Genomic DNA, 20912 nt, shown 5'->3' on the forward strand with positions numbered 1-20912 from the left:
AATTGTCTTTTGAAAAGATAGATTTTACCAAAAATGCATTCACAAATTAGGCCTGTCTTTCTGGTCTTTGAGGTGCTGTTCCGGCAGGTTTTTGTTGTACAGGTTCACTTGGTAAAGCTTTTACGGTACCCTTCATGCTACAGGTTGCATTAAATGTAGCGCCTGGTTCAACAGCTAATTTACTGGTGTGAACTTCGCCTTCAATATGTGCTGTAGATTTTAGAGATAATGTTCCCGACAGAATTAGTTTTCCTGAAAACTTTCCTTCGAAATCAGCGTTTTCACCTTGTAATGTGCCTTTTATATAACCCGATTTTCCGATCACTATTTTTCCTGAAGTCTTAACGTTTCCTTCTACGGTTCCGTCTATTCTAAATGGCCCTTGGCTGGCAATATCACCAACTATTTTTGTGCCTTTTGCTATAATATTCTGTTGCGTACTTGTTTCCATACTGTTCTGTTGTTTAGGTTTTTTGCTGTCTGAGGAAAACATCGTTACTATAGTTTTTTATTTATTCTAATTTGAGATAAGCATTCAAATTCTTATGGCGTTGAATAATAGCATAGTTAGGTGAAGAGATCGCAAAATACTCTTTGGTGATCTTAGGTTTAACCGGTCTTCCGCGGTCATCTTTTTCATCTGCTACCAACAATTGCGCAAATCCACTTGCACCTTGAATACTGGTTAGCCCGTGCACTACTACAAAGGTAGTATTTTCATCATATACATCTTTTGAAGTGCTTAAGTCAAAGTATGTTATCTTTTTCTCAATTTCTTCATCTAAGATCTTCATGAATTCGTCAATGTCTTCATCCGAGCCATTTTCAAACTGATAAACCACATTAAAATGCTTTGGCTTATCATCTGGAATGAATTCCTTTTTTGCTAAGGCCGGTATAGCATTCTCTAGTAATTCTTGTGCCTTTCTACCTTCTTCTGTATTGGCATAAGTTAATGCGATATAATCAATGCCTTTTTTATAGGCTTCGAATCCGTATAATCTACCACTGGCAGATGCTTTTAATATTTCGAACTTAGGCACAAAATCATCACCTTCTAATCGCTTGATCTGAACTTCAGCCTCTGCAATGACCTCAGCGTACTTTTGCTCATCGAACTTATTGTAAAGGTTGGTATAGATCACCTCTGGACTATTAGCATCTTTGGACAATTCTGATTCAGGATTTAATAGGATCTCAGCATAGCGTGAATCTGGATAATTCGCAATAATGTCAGCCTTCATGGCTTCGGCCTTTCTTGATAATCCAAGTTCAGAATATATTTTGTAGAGGTTATATTTTGAAGGCAATATAAGTCGCTCTTCCGGAGAATTCTGTAGTAAGTTTTCAAAGCGCGATTTTGACAACTGTAGCTCTCTAAATTTTTCTTTGTAGATAATTCCTAATTGATAATACGCGAAGTTTCTTTCTCTAGCCAGATCATCAATTACTTCTTGATCTGTTGGAAGTGTGGCGATATAGGTTTCAGGATTGTACTGTGCTTCGTTGCCAGTGATCTTCGTAATGCTGTCGTTACTTGTAACGCCTTTTAAGCCAGCACTCTCGTTTGATAGTCTCCAATTATCTTGAAGTTTACGATCACCCCAAATTTTTAAAAATTCATTCTTTCCGTAGGCTACTGTTGTTTGATTATAGAAGTAAAACTTACTAGTGCCTCCTTTATCTGTGAATTCTCCTGGTAATCCTTTAGGTGTTAATCCTCCTCTCTGATTAGGATTTGCCGCAACGGTATTCTGTTTTATTTCAGCTTTCTCACGAGCTTCTTCAAGTCGTTTTTCCTCTTCTAAGGCTTTCGCTTTTAGGTCTTCGGTATATTTAGTATAGATGGCTAGTTGTTCTTCTTTCGGAAGACTGATCATGTAGAGAATACTATCGTTTGTTTGAGCTATGCCTTCGTAATAAATAACATCATCTAAATTTTCACGCTTTCGCTTAATTACTCTAAAAGGCTTCGAATTAGGAACCATCGCGGTCATGGTACTATCGTAATATGCTCCAGCCGTTTTATAGATATTTCTATCGAAATACATGTTCCCAAGTGTTTCGTAATTGAGAGCGCGTAGATATTTATCTGAACTGATCTTCCTTAGGGATTTATTGTAGTATGCCTCGGCCAAACTATCGGATGCGCCATTGCGATGATATTCTGCAATGCGATAATATATTTTATCTAAAAATGGACGGTTTTCTCTGTTTTCCTCCATTTCAGTAAGGTATTCTTCGAAGGCTACCACATCACCATCTAACATATCGAAATTATAGGATTTCTGAAGATGCGCATTAATGTAAAATGCTCTTGGTATTTTTCGGTGCATATCGATAATGGCATCGAATTCTAAATTGGCGCTATCCTTTTCTTTAAACTCATTATAAAGTTGACCTCTAATAAAATGATAGCGTGCTTTCTCGCGTTTCACCTTCGTATTTTCTGCGGCAATACCGAGTAAGGCTATGGCACTATCCTTTTGCTTTAGATTAATATAGGCCTGAGCTAGTGCTGCAGTAGCGTCAGCCAAATCCTGACCCTTAATCACGCCTTCTTCTTCAACCAGTAATCGACTTAAGCGCTTAATAGCCACCTCATCGTTGTTGAGTCGCATATTGGTTTTTTCACGCCAGATCTTTACTTGATTGATCTTGTCGCTAGTTGGATATTTATTCAGAATATTATTGAATGCTGCCAAGGCTGGTACAAAGCGCTGATCGTAATAGCGTGCCTGACCTAATAATAGATAGGCTTCATCGATCTGAGGATTTTTTTCCTTACCGTCGATGTTCATGCCGTGTTTCTGAATGGCCTTAATAGCTTTTTCTTCAGCACGCTCAAAATCTGCATTTTTGGCCTGCCCCGGAAGAAAGACATCGTCGTTAACCGTCATTCTTTCAACGGGTAATAATTCCCAAAAATTTTCAGTAAACGCATTATTTACAGCGTCCTTGCCACGTTCAAGCGCAATATTACCATTGTAAAGTATGTTGTATTTGGTTCCTAAGGCATGAAAATTTCTGTTGATAAAAGTATTCTTTTTTCGAGAACAACTCTGAGCAATCATCGCCATTAAAAGGACTAGTAATATGGTGTTTCTGCGAATCTTCAACGTTGGTTCAATTTAGTTTATAGATAACTGAACTATTGGGGTTTTAGTGTGCTAAGTGGTAAAAATAAGCATCTTTTTGAATTTTCGATATTATTAAACTGTTTTTCGAGGAATTGCGTGCTATTGACAAATAAAAAAGCCCATGATTACTAATTAATCATGGGCTTCAATTAAAATTGATTGGCTGATTTACTCTTCTTCTTGAGAAACACTCATGTTACTAGCAAAATGTGCTTCTAATTCTTTCAAAGTAGTTGGGTTGGTTTCTAAATCTTTTACGACGTCACCTTTTTCTAACACCACAATGCGTTCACATACATCGGTTACATGCATAAGATCATGGCTAGAAATTAAAATCGTCACCCCTTGCTTTTCTGCTAAATCCTTTAAAAGTTGCTTTAACCGTATTTGAGTTGTTGGATCAAGGTTGGCAAAAGGCTCGTCTAAAATGATGACTTCAGGATTACCAATTAGGGCAGCTACAATACCTGCTTTCTTTTGGTTACCCTTACTTAGGTCTCTTAGGTATTTTTTCTTCCCAAGAATTTCACCATTAAAGAAGTCTTCAAATTGAGAAGTTAATGCATCGACATCAGCTTTGTTCTGACCGCGTAGATCACCAATAAAATAGAAATATTCGTCTGGCGTTAAATACCCAATTAAAAAACTTTCGTCTATAAATGACGAAGTAAAGGGTTTCCAGTCTTCACTTTGATCTACCACCACGCTGTTGTTGGTAATATTACCTGTAGTTGGTTTTATAAGGTCTAATAACAGGCTGAAATATGTTGTCTTACCAGCACCGTTATTTCCAACCAAACCAAAACTTTGGCCTTTTGGAATACTTAATTCCTCTATATTTAAAACAGTTGTACCGTTATAGGATTTTGAAAGGTCTTTTGTATATATCATGTTATGAAATCTTTTGTTATTAATTGTCTTGACTAAAGGCGTCAATCATTTTGTATTTTGAATCTAAATAGCGCTTGGTTATCATTTTCATCAGTCGCTTATGAAGCACGATCCCCGCGACTCCCATAAGAATCAGTAGTGCTATTCCTGCCTCGAAACCAACTAACCAATTCATTAAAGCGAATATAAGCATAGGTAAGATCATTAATGGCAAACCAATGATCCATTGTACGGCTCCCGTTCCTTGATAGTTAAAGGCTGCACGCTGGTTAAGGTCGATCTTTTTTCGGTTGAACGAACCACCATAGAGCATTACATGCGAATTAACACCTACATTATAAACTGCTGCTGCGAAATGAGCGATTAATATCTTCCAACCAAAATAAACATAAGGAATGCTCAATACGAACATAATACCCACACTAAGAACCATTAGCACAAATTTTGATCTCAAATATTGTTCATATTTAATATTCTGGCTCATCAGCATTTTGTAGTATCCACTATCCCATGCAGGAATAAACTGTCCGAAATTGATAAGGAAAATTCCGGTAACGAAAATACCTATGAACGGAAACAGCCAAACCATATCTTTATACATCGGTTGAGGATAGAAGAACAAACCGTAAACCAAACCGATAACCATAATAAATACCGATGATTTAGTGCGTTTATTTCTCCAAATAAGTTTCAGATCTAATTGCATAAATGGCGCTATATCTCCAAAACGTTTGGTCCACGATAAGTCTGCTGCTTTGACTTCCTGAACTTTCGATTTTAACGAGCTGTCAAGAAATAATTTGCTTTTCAATATTTTGAAATTGTACCAATAGCAAACCAATAAAAAACCAATGGGAATTAAAATTAAAATCGGATTATTGGCCACTGCTATCAAGGCATTACCAATAGTAGCCTTAATTGGAACTACGTTAAAATAATCTAGGCCATATAAGGTTCCTACGATTGCTATAAGCGGTAAAAAGGATAATTCTGTTTCTGCTGAAAAAGCTTCAATAATAAAGTTTACGAAGTTAATGATCAGTACCAAGATGATCATGGTGAACATCCAGGTTAAGATCATTGAAGAATCTTTGCCATCTATCATTAACATTATACTAAACGGAATGATGGCAAACAGTGGTAAAAAGTTAAAGAAATTCAGCGCTGATTTTCCTAAAACATAATTAACAACCGTAGATCGTTTAATTGGGAGCGTAAGTAACGGCTTTACACTCATAACAGGTAGTTTCTGCAAAAAGAACCGCATCATGAGGTCTGCAATAATCCAGAAGAATAAAAACCCATTCGCCACAACGAAAGGGTCTTCATCGGGATATAATTTTTTCAGAATTGGGAGTAACCCAAAGCCTAATCCTAAAAATATCACGATAAAATAAAGTGCAAAAAATACTAAAAGAATATTGAGGCCTAAACTCTTTTGCCAATAAGAAGAACGGAAATACTGCTTCCATTCTAAATTAAGAAAGTGTTTTATCATAGCTTTTGGTTAGTGATTTTGTTGGGTTAGTATTAAATATTGGTAATTTGTTACAAGAGAACATAAAATTCTGTGGCAATCCCAGATGTATGTTTCTGTCTGCTAATTGATTATTCAACAAATTCAAAACGGTTTCTATAATATGCCACCATCTGCGTATAGACTTTCGCCAAAGCAAAAAGCAATACCATCGAGAAACCTGCGATTAGCGCTAGGACTATTGTTTTTTGTTCTAATATGTTCTTATAAAAGATAGAGACAAAATAGAATAGTTGAAAAAACATACCACAAACAAATCCCAATCGCTCTATTGACGAATATCGATCTAATTTGAAAAATTTCATACCCGAAAAATAGGTAATAGCAAATATTACGAAGCCTATAATAGGAGCTGACAAAATGTAAGGGACAAATACAACACTATTCACATTTATACTCATAAGGTAGATCGAAGCAAATGAAATTGCAAAAACCAGAATGCCATAAAATGATAGCATAGTGCGACCAATTGCTTTTAGAATTTTTATTTCGGCTGCTCTTAAAAATTTCTTGTTATTCTTTAGTAATAATGACTTGTTCTTTACCATATAATCCTTAAATATGAAATAAAAATCGCGCTTATCACCATTACTAATTCGTTCTTCAATGTTTGAAGCTACATGGTCTACCATCTCTAGACGAATATCGATATGGATAATATCAGAGTTTTCTAGATAATCATTTATAAACTGAATTTGTTCTCTACTCAACTTCATCTTAAGCTAATTTTGAGTTTACCAATACCTGCATGGTTTTAATATATTCTGCAAGTTCTGTCAACTTATTTACGGTTTCGCGATTACCCATCGAAGTAAGTTTATAATACTTCCTAAGACGATTATCAACTTTAGTAACTTCGACTTCTAATAATCCTTCAGCCTCTAATTTGTGCAAAGCAGGATACAAAGCACCTTCAGTAATGTTAAGCTCACCATTAGTAATGGCTTTCACCTTTTGTGTAATCTCATAACCATACATCTTATGATGCACCTGAAGCAATTTTAATATTATGGTATTGAGACTTCCTTTGTATAATTTTGAATTACTCATAAGAACTTCAATTTGAACAACAAAAATATACATAATTTTCTTATGCATAAATTTCTTATGTATATTTTTTACGATTTAGCTTCATTTTTAAGAAAAGATTAGGTTTAGTACAGACTAAATCCCCATGTGTTGATTAAGAGATTCATTATTTTTGCAAAAAAAATTTCGCTATGGCACAATTTCATGAGCTTCAAATAAAGTCTATAGACAAGGTTACAGACAAATCTGTAGCTATTTCTTTTGATATCCCAGAACACCTGAAATCTAATTTCAAATTTGAAGCCGGACAATATATTACCCTTAAAACACAAATTAATGGTGAAGACGTCCGCAGAGATTACTCCATCTGCTCATCACCAACTAGCGAAGCCCTCACCGTTGGTGTAAAGGCTGTAGAAGGTGGAACATTTTCGGTATATGCCAACGAAAAATTAAAAGCTGGCGACACTCTTGAAGTTGCTGAGCCAAACGGACGATTTACATTTGAAGCCAACGAAGTTAAAACCAGAACTGTTGCAGCCTTCGCTGCCGGCAGTGGTATTACTCCGATATTGAGCATTGCAAGAACACTTTTAGAAGGTGAACCTTTTAGCAATTTTATATTGGTTTATGGTAACAAGACCTTATCCGATGCCATGTTTACAAAAGAACTTCTAGAGCTTAAAGAAGCGCATGGTAATCGTTTTCATATTCATTTTATATATAGCCAGGCACAAGAAGAAGATGCGCTTTTTGGACGTATTGAAAAAAGTACGGTAAACCTCATCGTCAAAAACAAATACAAAGGAGTTACAATTGAAAAGTTTTACCTGTGCGGACCAGAAGCAATGATTCATACCGTGAAAGATGTATTGCTCGAAAATAATATTAAAGAGAAAGACATTCTATTTGAATTATTTACAGTTCCTGTGGAGACTTCAAATGATTCTAATGTTGAAGTGTTAGATGGCCATTCAAAAATTAAGGTGATTGTTGATGAGGAAGAATTTGAATTTGAAATGTCTCAGGAGCAATCTATTCTTGAAGCGTCATTAAAAGAAGACATTGATGCACCTTACTCTTGCCAAGGTGGTATCTGCAGTAGTTGTATTGCACGATTAACCGAAGGCGCAGCCACTATGCGCCAAAACAACATTTTAACGGACAGCGAAGTTGCGGAAGGTTTAGTGCTAACCTGCCAGGCGCATCCAACAACTGCAACTATTACAGTTGATTATGATGATGTGTAGGTTGGATGGTTAGAATGTTGGATCGTTGGATCCTTAGATCTTTAGATTATTAGATTTTTGGATACTTTCAAATTATCCTTAGTTTTAGTCGTAAAATAGAATTGGCTTCAAATTTGAATAATCAAAGAACAATAGCGAAAAAGCGATTTCGCATTTTAGCATTTTTCATGGACTTTATAATTTTTATAGCCATTGGATGGGTCATCGCCTATTTAACTGACAGTTTATATGATGATGGCTTTGGTTTTGAGCTCTCTGGCTTGCCAGCTTTACTGATGTTTTGTATTGGTTTTTTTCTTTGGCCCATAAGTGAAGCCATTTTTGGTCAAACTATTGGAAAACGATTTTTTGATCTAAAAGTGGTTAGTGATAATTTAAAACCTATTGGTTTCGGACAGGCCTTTGCACGTTTTTTTCTCGGATTTGTAGATTACTGTTTTCTTGCCGGTATAATCGTTGCTGCTTTTAACAAACATAACAAACGAATTGGTGATCTTGTCGCAAACACTGTGGTTATAAAGTATAAATATTCTAGTTAACTACAGACTGTATTTTCTTTACGATATCCTCCACAACAACACTTCCAGCAGCATTTTCATAACCTTCTGGATATTTATTTCCGTATACAGACGTTGGTATCTTCGGATACTGTGTTCTATCAGCAACCAAAGCATAATCTTCTGGTTGATTGAAAGGTGTAAAACCAGCATAAGGATGGGTTACGCCCCAAATGGTAATGACCTTCACACCAAGCATAGCCGCTAAATGGCCATTCCCAGAATCCATAGACAACATCACATCGAGATTAGAAATCAATGCTAATTCTTCTTCTAAACTTAATTTGCCGGCCACGGATTGCGTATTTTCAAACGTCGCTTCAACCGTTTTTAAGTATTCTACTTCTTTTCGACCACCACCAAAAAGTATAATATTATAATCTTTCGAAAGTTGATCAATAACAGCTTCCATTTGTACCAAAGGATACATCTTGCTTTCATGCGCTGCAAATGGCGCGATTCCAATAGTTTGCTTTTCAGAATTTGAAATAAAAGTACTGAGATTTGAAGTCAGATTTACTTTTTCAGGAAATTTTGGAACAGACAGGTCAATAGGAAAACCCAATTTTCCAAAGACATCAGCATAGCGTTGATGGGTAGTTTTTAGTGGTTCAAACTTTTTTCCTGTTGTAAGTGCTTTTTTCTCAGGACGTCCTTTATCAATTTGAACTAATATCTTTCCCGCAAAGAAGAATTTTAAAATCTTCGTTCTTAAGACATTGTGCAGGTCGGCAACCACATCAAATTGTAAGGCTTTGAGTGATTTTGAAAGTTTGTATAAACCAAAAATACCTTTGTGTTCTCCTTTAAGGTCTGCCTTGTAAAAGTTGACATTTTGAAGACCACTGAACATAGGTTCAAAAAAACCTTTTGAAACAACCGTGATCTGTAGTTCAGGGTGTTGTTCGGTTAACGCTCTCAACACAGGCACTGTCATAGCTACGTCTCCCATTGCTGAGAATCTTATGACCAGTATGTGTTTTGGTTTAGGCATTTATTTCAGAATGTGAGATCCTGAAACACGTTCAGGATGAGCTATTATTTCTGTCCTCTAAGTACAGGATTAAGCTCATCATCGTTGTACATCTTCATTTGCTTATACACTTTCATATACTTATCGCCATTAGCAATGTCATTAAGCAAATCATCAATAGCCGTACTTAAATCTACACGCTGCTCTAACAAGACGTCTAATTTCTTTTGGCAAGCAGCCTTGTGTGCGTCTGTAGCATCTTCTCTAACGGTTTCGAGGTGCATATGATAGATCTTCAGTGCTAAAATTGAAAGACGATCTATAGCCCAAGCCGGACTTTCAGAATTTATTTTAGCATCGGCTTTTACTTCAACGTCCTTGTACTTGTCTAGGAAATAACTATCAATAAACTCAACGGTGTCTGTTCTGTCTTGATTTGATGCATCGATCATACGCTTTAACTTTAAAGCCGCCTCTGGATCGATATTTGGATCTCTAATGATGTCTTCATAAGCCCACTGAACAGTATCTATCCAACATTTTCTATAAAGTAAATGAGCGATAAGGTCGTCGTTTCTGTCGTACTTATTGGTAAAAGGCTGATCTACGGTATTTAAAACCTTGTAGGTTTTAATAACATCCTGAAATATCGTATTGGCTTTTTCTGAAAACATATTTTGAATCATTTTAGAATATGCAAATATACTTTGAATTATTAACTTAGCCATTGAACTAATTGACCATTTATGCATATTCATAATCTTTCTGAAACGCCTTCGATATTAAATTCATTTATTTCTGAAATTCGGGATAAAAACATACAAAATGACAGCATGCGATTCCGAAGAAATATTGAACGCATTGGCGAAATCTTAGGTTATGAGTTAAGCAAATCTCTTAACTACGAAGCACATCAGGTTGAAACACCTCTTGGCACTTCAGATACCGTATTGCATAAAAAAGACATTGTGTTGTGCTCAATTTTAAGAGCTGGTGTCCCACTTCATAATGGGCTGCTAAATTACTTTGATTCCGCCGAAAACGCTTTTATTTCAGCATACCGCCAGCACAAACATAATCCTGAAAGTTTCGAAATCGTAGTAGAGTATTTAGCTTGTCCAAGTTTAGAAAACAAAACCTTAATTCTGGCCGATCCTATGTTAGCCACCGGACAATCTATGGTAGCAACATTTGAAGCGCTAAAACCATTTGGCACTCCTAAAGAAGTACACCTAGTCAGTGTTATCGGAGCTCAAAAGGGGGTTGATCTGGTCACCGAAGAATTTGGGTCGGATTCGCATCTTTGGATTGCAGCTATCGACGAGACTCTAAATAACAAAGGCTATATAATCCCAGGATTGGGCGATGCGGGTGATCTGGCCTTCGGAAATAAATTACAACAGTAAGCTTAAAATAGGCGCAATAAGTAATAAGGTAACAAACACTTCCTTAAACCAACTGTCTGAAATGACTTCGATATAATTCGCCATGATTATTGAAAACGGCACAAATAAGAACAAAAACTCACTTCCGTTTTTTAACGGCGCAATGATCGCCACTAAAATGGCAATTATTGCTGCCCAGGCTATGAGGAAAAAAGATGGACGAAGCTTTTTGTTTTTGTCTGGAAGTATTCTGAAAAAATAAATTAGCGTCCAAATAAACGCCGTAAACAGTATAGTGAATATAAGTATATGGTCTATGCTGTTATATACTGTGAAATCTAAGCTTGCATAACGTTGAAAATTTGTACCGGTAACATAGGTGTCGTGAACAATGATGTTGTAAGCTACCAGCATTAACACTACTGAAATCAACCCAACAAATGGAATGATGGTATTTTTAATGTCATTTTTTGAATGGTAGATCAATGCTACTATGACCAACGCAAAGAACAAAATGGCCCAAAAATAAAATAGCGTTGCCAGCATGATCCAAAAGCCAGCATCAAAAAGTTTCTTTTTAACATGAAGGTTAGAGTGCAAACTTATAAGGCGTCTCAGCGCGAAGAGGACTAGTAAGTTGGCGCATAGCAGCTCTAAATGTTTCAATGCTTCGGGGAACATCCCAAATAACAAACCAAAGGTCATTATAGCATAGCTATTCTTTTTGGTTAAGGTATTTTTTGAGATAATAAAATCTAAAATGAAAAGCGAAAAAAAAGCAATAAACAGCTTTGCAACCGCCTTTAAAGATTGATCTAATTCATTAAAAAGCAGGGCAAAATTTGAAATCACGAAAACGATCAGAATGAAAACTGCAACTATAATAATATTTATAGGCTTAGATTTACTAAAAACACTTGTAATCATTTACTGTTTTTGTATTTTTGCATTCGATCGTGCAGTTTCATTAATTCTTCGGAATGCTAAAAACTGCTGATTTATTTAAATCATGAACGTTAAACTCGTACTTGCGAGTAAATTTATAAAGTTATGAAAGATTTCTTTTACGGAATACAAGATTTATTTGTTGATTATCTTTTCGCTCCATTCGATGCCTTAAGAGCATTTGAATTAGAGAATTGGTTTGGTGCCAATATTATGTCTTGGATATTCTTATTAATTGGTATGGTTGCCTTTGTTTATTGGATGATGCAACTTGCCAAGTACAACGCCAACAACGAAGAAGATAAAAGTGTTACGGCACACTCTTACCTATAAGGTTTAGAGGTCGAATCCGATATCTTTACGATAATACATCTTATCGAAGCATAACAGATTTATGCTTTGATAAGATTTTTTTATGGCCTCTTCGTAATTACTGCCATAAGAAGTAATTGCCATTACACGGCCGCCTGAAGTTACTACTTTACCATCGCGAGACTGTGCGCCAGCATGAAAAACAATAGAGTCTTTTACTTCATCTAGGCCAAAAATCTCTTTACCCTTCTCGTACGCTTCAGGATATCCACCAGACACAAGCATTATGGTAGTTGCTGCGCGATTATCAATTTCGATTTCGATTTCAGATAGAGTTCCTTTCGACATAGCTTCGAAAATATCTACCAGGTCATTTTTAAGTCTGGGTAATACAACTTCTGTTTCAGGATCGCCCATTCGCACATTGTATTCTATCACCTTAGGATCGTCGCCCACTTTTATGAGACCAATAAATATAAATCCAACATAGGGCAGATTATCTTTCTTTAAGCCTTCAACCGTAGGTTTTACAATTCGGTGTTCTATTTTATTTAGAAATTCTTCCGAAGCAAAAGGTACAGGTGAAACGGCACCCATTCCGCCGGTATTCAAACCTGTATCGCCTTCACCAATACGCTTGTAATCTTTGGCTGTTGGGAGGATTTTATAGTCTTTACCATCCGTTAAAACGAAACAACTCAACTCAATTCCGTCTAAAAATTCTTCAATAACAACCTTGGCGCTTGCATTCCCGAATTTGGCATCAACCAGCATATTTTTTAATTCAGATTTTGCCTCGTCCAAATCCTGAATGATAAGTACGCCCTTACCTGCAGCTAATCCGTCGGCTTTCAAAACGTAAGGCGGCTGTAGAGTTTCTAAAAATTGGTAGCCTTCTTCAATATTGTCTTTGGTAAAACTGCTATAGGCTGCAGTCGGAATTTCATGACGCTTCATAAATTCTTTAGCAAACTCTTTACTTCCCTCTAATTCGGCAGCGGCCTTTTGCGGTCCAATTACTGAAATCGATTTTAGGTCCTCGTCTGCTAAAAAATAATCATGAATGCCTTGTACTAACGGATCTTCCGGCCCTACAACAACAAGATCGATATGGTGTGTGATTACAGCATTTTTTATGCCTTCAAAATCAGTGACAGAAATATTAAGGTTTGTTGCTATTTCGGCGGTTCCGGAGTTTCCTGGGGCTACAAATAACGAATCACATTTTTCACTTTGTGCAATCTTCCAGGCAAATGTATGCTCTCTTCCTCCAGAGCCTAGTACTAAAATATTCATGGCTTAATTTTGTTTGGGCAAAAATAATTGGTTTTGATTTGAAAAAAGAATTAATTTTCGGAAACCTTTTTAGGCCTTAAAGATCTTGCAGTTATTCGATTTATCTCTTAAACTAAACGGCTTTGATATTGACAAAGCCAAGCGTGCTTTGTCTGATATTCAGGCGCTAAGCGATCTTGAATTCACCGAATACGTCGCTAACAAAAAAAGAGACATCGTTGCCTTTCATTTAGAGCATAATGACTTTTATAAGGGCTTTGCTAAAAATGCTAATGCTAACGACTGGCAATCTATACCTGTGATGACGAAACGTCACTTGCAACAACCCTTAGAAAATAGATTAAGCACTGGTTTTCATAAGAAAAACATCTACATAAATAAGACCTCGGGGAGTTCTGGAGATCCGTTCATTTTTGCTAAAGATAAGTGGAGCCACGCGTTGACTTGGGCAGAAATTATCAACCGATTCTCTTGGTATGGTATTGATTTCAATGCTTCAAAACAGGCGCGTTTTTATGGTATTCCATTAGATAAGAAAGGTTATTATAAGGAGCGTTTCAAGGATTGGTTGAGTAGTCGCTATCGGTTTTCTGTTTTTGACCTGAGCGATGCTGCTTTTTCACGAGCATTAAAAATCTTTAACTCCAAAAAGTTCGATTACATCAACGGGTATACGAGTCCGATCGTTCAATTTGCGAAATACCTTCAGCGGAACAATATTGTTCTAAGTACGGTTTGCCCAAGTTTGAAAGTGGCTATTGTTACTTCGGAGATGTTATTCGATGATGACAAAGCTCTTTTGGAAGCGCAATTTGGTGTTCCGGTTGTTAATGAATATGGGGCTTCTGAATTAGATCTGATCGCGTTTCAGAATCCTTCAGATGAATGGCAAATGAATAGTGAAACCTTATATATTGAAATTTTAGATGATAAGGATCAGGTATTACCTTATGGTGAAGAAGGTCGAATCGTAATCACTTCGCTCTACAACAAAGCGCACCCATTTATCAGATACGATATAGGTGATATTGGTGTTCTTGATGAGCAAAGTACGCTCAGAAAACCCATTTTAAAGAAGTTGATTGGTCGTACCAACGATATAGCTATTCTCCCAAGTGGAAAAACAGCAGCGGGTTTAACTTTTTACTACATCACCAAGAGTGTGATTGAAAATGATGGCAATGTTTCTGAATTTATAATTGAACAAACAGCTTTAGATCAATTTGTCGTTAAATTTGTTAGTCGAGAGCCTTTGTCTGACGAGCAAAAAACCAAAATATCAAAAGCCATGGAGCAGTATTTAGAACCAGGCATATTCATTTCATTTGAGCGCGTAGATGTTCTAGACCGATCGAAGTCGGGAAAATTAAAGCAGTTTACCTCCTATGTCAGCTAAAACCAAAGAAGATTTAATGATCATTACGAGTTATTTTCCGCCCGAAATCGGTGCGGCATCAAATCGTATTTTTCATTTGGCTGACGGTTTAAAAAACAGCTATAATGTGCATGTGGTAACACCGTTACCTAATTATCCTACCGGGAAAATTTTCAAAGATTATAAAGGAAAATTCAAAGCAAAATCAGAGGAGAACGGCATTATTATTAGCCGAATTTGGTTGTACGCTAGCAAGTCGAAAAATAAGTTCTTGAGGCTATTTGCGATGCTATCTTACAGCTTCAGTTTGATGTGGTTTTTTATGTGGAATAGAATTCCTAAAAAGGTCATCATTCAGTCTCCGCCATTACTTGTAGCATTTACTTGTGTATTCTTTTTAAGGTCTAAAAAAAGAAAAGTAATTCTGAATGTAAGTGATCTTTGGCCAAGTGCAGGTTACGAATTAGGCGCGCTGAAACTAAACTTTAGTTATAGGTTATTGCAAAAACTTGAAGCCTTCAATTACAAAAACGCAGATCTAATATTAGGACAGAGCAATGAAATACTAGCGCACATTAAGTCCATTACCAAAAAACCTGAGCTTTTTCTTTATCGTAATTTCCCTGATATTGAATTCAAGGAATTAAATGAATCATCCTCGGGCACAAACAGATTAAAAATTGTTTATGCCGGTCTATTAGGAGTAGCTCAAGGCATATTAAAAATGTGTCAAAATTTAAACTATGAAGGCATAGAACTTCATATTTATGGATCGGGAGCTGAAGAAGAAGCATTACAAAGTTTTATTGCTATCAATAAGGAACTCCCTATTGTGTTTCATGGACGCGTCGACCGATCAGAATTGCATAAAGAGCTCCTCAAATATGACCTTGCAATAATTCCACTACTTAATAGAATTTATGGTTCTGTGCCTTCAAAAATCTTTGAATATGCTAAACTAGGCTTACCTATGCTATATTTTGGTGGTGGAGAAGGCGAAACCGTTATTACTGATCATCAATTAGGTTGGGTGGCTGGAGCTACAAATTATGAGCAATTAAATACAACAATCAAATCTATAGATAGGTCTCAGATCAACCTTCAAATGAAAGAGCGCATTCAGAAAACAGCTTATGAAAACTTTGATTTCGGGGTTCAATTAAAAAGCCTACAAACAGTACTTTAATACGCTTTGTCCTCGCCTTTTATCGCATTAATAAAGGTTTGAAAAATAATCTTGAAATCGAGTAGTAACGACCAATTTTCGATGTAAAAGATATCGTATTTAACTCTTCCGATTATATCTTTATCTGTTTCAACCTCACCTCTAAATCCACTTACTTGAGCCAAACCAGTAATACCAGGTTTTACAAAATGACGTACCATAAACTTATCGATCTTCTTAGCATACATGTTTGTATGACTCACCATGTGAGGTCTTGGGCCAACCACAGACATATCACCAAAAAGCACATTAAAGAATTGAGGTAGTTCATCTATGCTTGTTTTTCTGATAAACTTGCCCACTTTGGTAACGCGCTGATCGCCTCTGGTTGCCTGATACAGATGTGCGTCCTTATTGGGGGTCATTGAACGAAATTTATAGCAATCAAATTCTCGATAGTTAAACCCATTTCGAGATTGTTTAAAAAATACAGGGCCTTTTGATTCTAATTTGATCAGTATAGCAATTAACGGGGTTAGCCATGATAAAACAAAGACTATCACAATACTTGAGAAAAGGATATCGAAAACACGCTTAATTATGGTGTTCACGGAGTCCTCTAATGGGATTGTTCTTAAGGTTAGAATTGGTATATAATCGTAATATTCGTAGCGTAGCTTTTTTGAATAGATCTCTTTACTGTCTGGAATAAATTTCAGGATCTTAAGGTTGTTATCTGCGAAATCAACGAGATCAGCAATTTGAGAATTTGTAAGTTCAGAAATTGAACAATAGATTTCATCTACACGTTCGTTAAGAACAAATTCGAAACATTCTTCTAGGGATAATTCTTTGTCTTTAAAGTTGAATGTTTTTTTATGCAGATACCCATACTCAGGGTTTTTATTGAAGAAATTTTCTAAGGCTAAGGTTTTTTTGTTGAGTCCAAAAATCACTGTTTTCCTGTAGTTTCCACCAAAAGAGACCCTATATTTCTGTAATAAATAATAGATCGCAAATTTAAAAATGGTGATAAGTAAAAAACAGAATAATGTGTATTTTACTATAGGTCTGGGGTAAATATCTAGTTCATGATAAAGCCCAGAAAAGGCAAAAACGAAAAGTGAGAACAAAATGGCCTGACCCACAATTAGTGCCAAAATATTTATTGGCCTTGTGTATCTATAAACTTGATAAAACTTAGAATATATGGACAACAGAACCCAGCCTAACGAAATGAAAACCACAAATATTAAGGGCTCTTTGTCATTTACTAAATATAAAATTCCAACAGCGTTAATTATACTTAGATCAATTAAGTATGAAATAGGTCTTAAATATCCTGAGTATCTACCGTGTTTAAATAAGCTCAAATCCTGAAACTAATTTGAAGAATGATTTGCTTGGCCAAAATCGCCTGACTAAATATAATCTAAAATAAGGCTTAAAAAAACTTATTCTACTAAATGTTTAAATATAGAATAGAAGGCTGCTTTATCTTCCTATTGAGCTGTAAACGAAACCTTCCTTTTCCATATCTTCCAAATCATATAAATTTCGACCATCAAAAATTACATGATTGTTCATTAGAGACTTCACCTTATTGAAGTCTGGCGTTCTAAAAATACTCCACTCCGTACAGATTACTAAAGCGTCTGCATCATTTAAGGTATCGTACATGTTACTGGCAAAGCTAATTTTATCACCAAGTTTACGCTTAACATTTGGCATCGCTTCCGGATCAAACGCTGTGATCTCAGCACCTTCATTCAATAACTCGTCAATCATATATAATGATGGCGCTTCTCTTATGTCGTCTGTTTCAGGTTTAAAGGCCAATCCCCAAACAGCAATTTTCTTTCCGTTTAAATTTTGATCAAAATAATTTTTGATTCTCGGTACTAAAATTGTTTTCTGTTTGTGATTAACATTAATTACCGAATCTAATATTTTGAAATCGTAGCCAACATCCTGACCAGATTTGTGAAGTGCTTTTACATCTTTCGGGAAACAGGATCCACCATAACCAATACCAGGAAACAAAAAGCGTTTACCAATTCTTGAGTCAGTGCCCATACCAATTCTAACCTTGTCTACATCAGCGCCAACCATTTCGCAAAAGTTAGCAATCTCATTCATGAAGGTAATTTTGGTAGCTAAGAAAGAGTTCGCTGCATATTTAGTAAGTTCAGCTGATCTTTCGTCCATCACAATTATTGGGTTCCCCGATCTTACAAAAGGCTTATATAGCTTTTTCATGACCTCAGTAGCGCGTTCAGAGCTCGAACCAATAACGATACGTTCAGGCTTTAAAAAATCATCCACAGCAAAACCTTCTCTTAAAAATTCAGGGTTTGAAACGACATCAAACTCTATATCTGTATGCTTAGCAATAGTTTCTTTTACTTTATCTGAAGTCCCTACAGGAACGGTACTTTTATCGATGACTACCTTGTAATTTTTAATCATCTTACCGATGTCTTCGGCAACACCTAAAATATACTTTAAATCAGCAGAGCCGTCTTCATCTTCAGGTGTAGGAAGCGCTAAAAAAATAACATCGGCAAATTCTAGTCCTTCGGCTAAAGAAGTTGTAAACGTTAAGCGTTTTGCTTTAATATTTCTTTCAAATAATACATCTAAGTGCGGTTCATAAATTGGAACTTCACCAGACTGCATTTTTTTTACTTTTTCTTGATCAATATCTACACAAAGGACTTCGTTACCAGTTTCTGCTAAACAAGTACCTGTAACTAATCCTACATAACCTGTACCTACTACTGAAATTTTCATGTTATGGTTTTAATTTGAGTTCGGGGCAAATGTAATGAAGTAAAGTTATTTTTTAGAAATCTTTATCTTTATTTCGATTAACTATAAGCTTTTATAGTTCTTGCAACTTGCTAAACATCTTCGAAAGGATTTTATCTTTAGAAAATTGGTCGATAACAAAATTTCTACAATAATCACCCCTGTTTTTCGCCTCCTCTTTGGTTAGTGATGTAAGCTTGTCTAAATGCCCAACTACGGCATTGGAATAGTTGGAAAAATAATACCCTCCTTTAGAGGCTTCAAAAATAGATTTCACCTCAGATTTATCGTTTCCGATAATAATTGATGGTTTTGCACTAGCCATCATTCCTAGAACCTTTGAGGGCATTACAGAATCTATGATTTCTGTCTTCTGAAATAAAATATGAACATCTGCACTGCAAAGTAAATCTGAAAGTTCATCGTAAGGAACCGGTGCATAAATGCTTACATGCTCTAACTCTTTTATCCGATCTGCAAGCCACTCTCTTTTAGATCCGTCACCGACTACAATGACCTCATATTTCTCGCTATCTATATCATTACAAAATTTCAAGAATACGCTCCAGTCTTGCTTATCTCCAATATTGCCCGAATATAGAATTGTTAGTTTTGAAGATTTAAGATACCTATGTTGTTTAGATTGCTGAGGATCAATTTTATCTTCATCAATCCAATTAGGTAAATAGTATTGCTCAACAGACGTCTTATCTGATAATTTAGCCAACATACTTTGGCTAATGGTACTAACGACATCAGCTTTAGAAAAAAGTCGTTTTTCTAATCTAAAAAGCAGGGAGGCGATGCCTTTTATTTTTTTACCCAATCCTGTTTGAAACGCAGCATCAACCTCAAAGTCCTGAACATGCACCCATAGTTTTGCCTTATGTCTACGCTTAAGACGATTTCCTAACCATATATTGCTGGTAAATGGCACAATGGCTATAATTACATCGGCTTCCTTTAGCTTTCTTAAATTAAAGTAAGATCCAAATGTGAAATCTAAAATGTGGATTATTCTTTTAAGAAACGTGGGGTTATTGGGCACATATTGTTTATATCTGAAAACCTCTATACCATCTATATTTTCTCTTAAAAATCGTTTCTTGTTTCTGTAATTGTCATTAATCCTCCATTGAGGATAGTAAGGAAATCCCGTAATTACATTAATTTGGCACCCATGCTTTAGTAGATATTTTACCAGATCGGCATTATACAGCCCAATTGCTGTATCTTCTGGATAATAATTTGGAGAGATTAATGCAATTTTCAATATACTAGTTTAAATTTTTGGGTGCGAAACTTATTTAGTTTCTCGACCATTCTTTTTCAAATGACATGATCTCATTTTCAGTATAAAAGAACTTTACAAATTTAGAGTTTAGCATTTTATCAATATAGCCTTTCTCCAACTTTATATTCTGTTTAAATTCTTTATACTCGCTGTAGTAATTTTTTTGAGCACCAACATTCTTGTTCTTTAATTCAAATTGTTTTAAGCCTAAAAACTCTTTTATGATTTTTTCTTTTGCTTGATCCTCCAAGTCGACTCGTAATAGAAGAATGTTATAGTTATTCGATTTTAGGATTTGATATTTTTTTTCTTTCGGAAAAGCAGTTTCGTAAATATCGGTATTTAAGCTCTGATTAAACTCTTTATCAAACCACAACAAAGGTGTTTCGTGATCGTAAATATTATAAAATAAATCAATTAATTCTTCGGTATTAGAATAGTTGACTAATCTGGTGTAATGTTCTTTATTTTGAAAGAAGGCAGAAATGTTTCTTTCTATTGGGTTTCTTACCATAGAGATCACATAAACTGGGCGTTTATTTGATTTAATAAACATATTGAATAACCTTATGCCTCTTTTGTCGACGACCTTAGATTCTACCTCTCCTGTTTTTTTATAGATGGATTCATGAACCTCTTGAATATATTTTTTGTTGAGGCGGTGAACGTGATAAACAATTAAATTCTTTTCCTTTAGGCTGTAATAAATCGAAGAAGAAGCGACCTTTCCCATTTGATAAATTAGGACCAGGTCTTTTTTCAAAATATTATATTTAAGATAATTAAGAATATCTTGAAGAAAAAAACCTACTGCCCTTAGCCACGAGTTTCTTAATTTGTCTTTTAGTTTCTTGTTCATTTTCATTTAAGTAATCAAAAAGTATTGAATACAAATCTCTTTCGAAAGAGGCTTAATAACAGTATTTAAAACGTATTGGCGGGGCATACAAGT

General features: G+C 35.6%; 20 protein-coding genes. 6 read left to right on the forward strand and 14 right to left on the reverse strand.

Going from position 1 to position 20912, the window contains the following annotated elements; translation table 11 throughout:
• Positions 1-46: 46 nt before the first annotated feature.
• The 6 genes from DDY94_RS06070 to DDY94_RS06095 all read right to left on the reverse strand — a co-directional run bounded on the left by DDY94_RS06070 (position 47) and on the right by DDY94_RS06095 (position 6618).
• Positions 47-493, reverse strand: a complete 447-nt coding sequence (locus tag DDY94_RS06070; protein ID WP_111683165.1) for a bactofilin family protein — start codon at positions 491-493, stop codon at positions 47-49.
• A 19-nt stretch (positions 494-512) separates the two neighbouring features.
• The gene (porW, locus tag DDY94_RS06075) at positions 513-3119 is read right to left on the reverse strand and encodes a type IX secretion system periplasmic lipoprotein PorW/SprE (RefSeq protein ID WP_317047178.1); all 2607 of its coding nucleotides are present in this window, start codon (positions 3117-3119) and stop codon (positions 513-515) included.
• Positions 3120-3308: 189 nt separating this feature from the next.
• The gene (locus DDY94_RS06080; RefSeq protein WP_111683167.1) at positions 3309-4031 is read right to left on the reverse strand and encodes an ABC transporter ATP-binding protein; all 723 of its coding nucleotides are present in this window, start codon (positions 4029-4031) and stop codon (positions 3309-3311) included.
• Positions 4032-4050: 19 nt separating this feature from the next.
• Positions 4051-5529: a DUF5687 family protein gene (locus tag DDY94_RS06085; protein WP_111683168.1), complete on the reverse strand. Its 1479-nt coding sequence runs from the start codon at positions 5527-5529 to the stop codon at positions 4051-4053.
• 110 nt (positions 5530-5639) lie between these two features.
• Entirely contained in the window at positions 5640-6284 is a 645-nt protein-coding gene (locus DDY94_RS06090; protein ID WP_111683169.1) for a hypothetical protein, read from the reverse strand.
• Between the two features lies 1 nt (position 6285).
• The gene (locus tag DDY94_RS06095; RefSeq protein WP_111683368.1) at positions 6286-6618 is read right to left on the reverse strand and encodes a PadR family transcriptional regulator; all 333 of its coding nucleotides are present in this window, start codon (positions 6616-6618) and stop codon (positions 6286-6288) included.
• A 170-nt stretch (positions 6619-6788) separates the two neighbouring features.
• Here DDY94_RS06095 and DDY94_RS06100 point away from each other — a divergent pair, with 170 nt between their 5' ends.
• Together DDY94_RS06100 and DDY94_RS06105 are read left to right on the forward strand one after the other, a co-directional pair.
• Complete coding sequence (locus DDY94_RS06100; RefSeq protein WP_111683170.1) at positions 6789-7847, forward strand: ferredoxin--NADP reductase; 1059 nt, start codon at positions 6789-6791, stop codon at positions 7845-7847.
• A gap of 113 nt (positions 7848-7960) precedes the next feature.
• Positions 7961-8386, forward strand: a complete 426-nt coding sequence (locus DDY94_RS06105) for an RDD family protein (RefSeq protein WP_262627055.1) — start codon at positions 7961-7963, stop codon at positions 8384-8386.
• On the opposite strand, the gene DDY94_RS06110 is transcribed toward DDY94_RS06105, so the two are convergent.
• Both DDY94_RS06110 and DDY94_RS06115 read right to left on the reverse strand, forming a co-directional pair.
• On the reverse strand, positions 8379-9398 hold the full coding sequence (locus DDY94_RS06110; RefSeq protein WP_232817830.1) for a glycosyltransferase family 9 protein: 1020 nt from the start codon (positions 9396-9398) through the stop codon (positions 8379-8381). The genes DDY94_RS06105 and DDY94_RS06110 overlap by 8 nt on opposite strands.
• A 44-nt stretch (positions 9399-9442) precedes the next feature.
• Positions 9443-10051: a DUF4254 domain-containing protein gene (locus DDY94_RS06115; RefSeq protein ID WP_111683369.1), complete on the reverse strand. Its 609-nt coding sequence runs from the start codon at positions 10049-10051 to the stop codon at positions 9443-9445.
• A 72-nt stretch (positions 10052-10123) separates the two neighbouring features.
• Between DDY94_RS06115 and upp the strand changes: the two genes are divergently transcribed.
• Positions 10124-10783: a uracil phosphoribosyltransferase gene (upp, locus tag DDY94_RS06120; protein WP_111683173.1), complete on the forward strand. Its 660-nt coding sequence runs from the start codon at positions 10124-10126 to the stop codon at positions 10781-10783.
• Here upp and DDY94_RS06125 read toward each other — a convergent pair.
• Positions 10772-11689, reverse strand: a complete 918-nt coding sequence (locus DDY94_RS06125; protein WP_111683174.1) for a DUF6427 family protein — start codon at positions 11687-11689, stop codon at positions 10772-10774. The two genes, upp and DDY94_RS06125, sit on opposite strands and share 12 nt — an antisense overlap.
• A 123-nt stretch (positions 11690-11812) precedes the next feature.
• Between DDY94_RS06125 and DDY94_RS06130 the strand changes: the two genes are divergently transcribed.
• Positions 11813-12040 (forward strand): DUF6341 family protein, encoded by a 228-nt coding sequence (locus DDY94_RS06130; RefSeq protein ID WP_111683175.1) that lies wholly within the window; start codon positions 11813-11815, stop codon positions 12038-12040.
• Between the two features lie 3 nt (positions 12041-12043).
• Here the strand turns inward: DDY94_RS06130 and purD are convergent, their stop codons facing one another.
• Entirely contained in the window at positions 12044-13315 is a 1272-nt protein-coding gene (purD, locus tag DDY94_RS06135) for a phosphoribosylamine--glycine ligase (protein ID WP_111683176.1), read from the reverse strand.
• An 85-nt stretch (positions 13316-13400) separates the two neighbouring features.
• Between purD and DDY94_RS06140 the strand changes: the two genes are divergently transcribed.
• Both DDY94_RS06140 and DDY94_RS06145 read left to right on the forward strand, forming a co-directional pair.
• On the forward strand, positions 13401-14711 hold the full coding sequence (locus tag DDY94_RS06140) for a phenylacetate--CoA ligase family protein (protein WP_111683177.1): 1311 nt from the start codon (positions 13401-13403) through the stop codon (positions 14709-14711).
• Positions 14701-15876 carry a glycosyltransferase family 4 protein gene (locus tag DDY94_RS06145; RefSeq protein WP_111683178.1) on the forward strand — a complete coding sequence of 392 codons (1176 nt, stop codon included), beginning with the start codon at positions 14701-14703 and terminating at the stop codon, positions 15874-15876. Before DDY94_RS06140 ends, DDY94_RS06145 begins: the two co-directional genes overlap by 11 nt.
• Here the strand turns inward: DDY94_RS06145 and DDY94_RS06150 are convergent.
• From DDY94_RS06150 to DDY94_RS06165, 4 genes are all read right to left on the reverse strand, one after another.
• Positions 15873-17228, reverse strand: coding sequence for an undecaprenyl-phosphate glucose phosphotransferase (locus DDY94_RS06150; protein WP_111683179.1), 1356 nt, complete (start codon positions 17226-17228; stop codon positions 15873-15875). The genes DDY94_RS06145 and DDY94_RS06150 overlap by 4 nt on opposite strands.
• A 121-nt stretch (positions 17229-17349) precedes the next feature.
• Complete coding sequence (locus DDY94_RS06155) at positions 17350-18648, reverse strand: UDP-glucose dehydrogenase family protein (protein ID WP_111683180.1); 1299 nt, start codon at positions 18646-18648, stop codon at positions 17350-17352.
• A 91-nt stretch (positions 18649-18739) separates the two neighbouring features.
• Complete coding sequence (locus DDY94_RS06160; protein WP_232817831.1) at positions 18740-19939, reverse strand: WcaI family glycosyltransferase; 1200 nt, start codon at positions 19937-19939, stop codon at positions 18740-18742.
• Positions 19940-19973: 34 nt separating this feature from the next.
• The gene (locus DDY94_RS06165) at positions 19974-20819 is read right to left on the reverse strand and encodes a putative capsular polysaccharide synthesis family protein (RefSeq protein WP_198658921.1); all 846 of its coding nucleotides are present in this window, start codon (positions 20817-20819) and stop codon (positions 19974-19976) included.
• Positions 20820-20912: the final 93 nt, after the last annotated feature.

Origin of the sequence: Winogradskyella tangerina, from assembly GCF_003260205.1 — a bacterium.
GTDB lineage: Bacteria > Bacteroidota > Bacteroidia > Flavobacteriales > Flavobacteriaceae > Winogradskyella > Winogradskyella tangerina.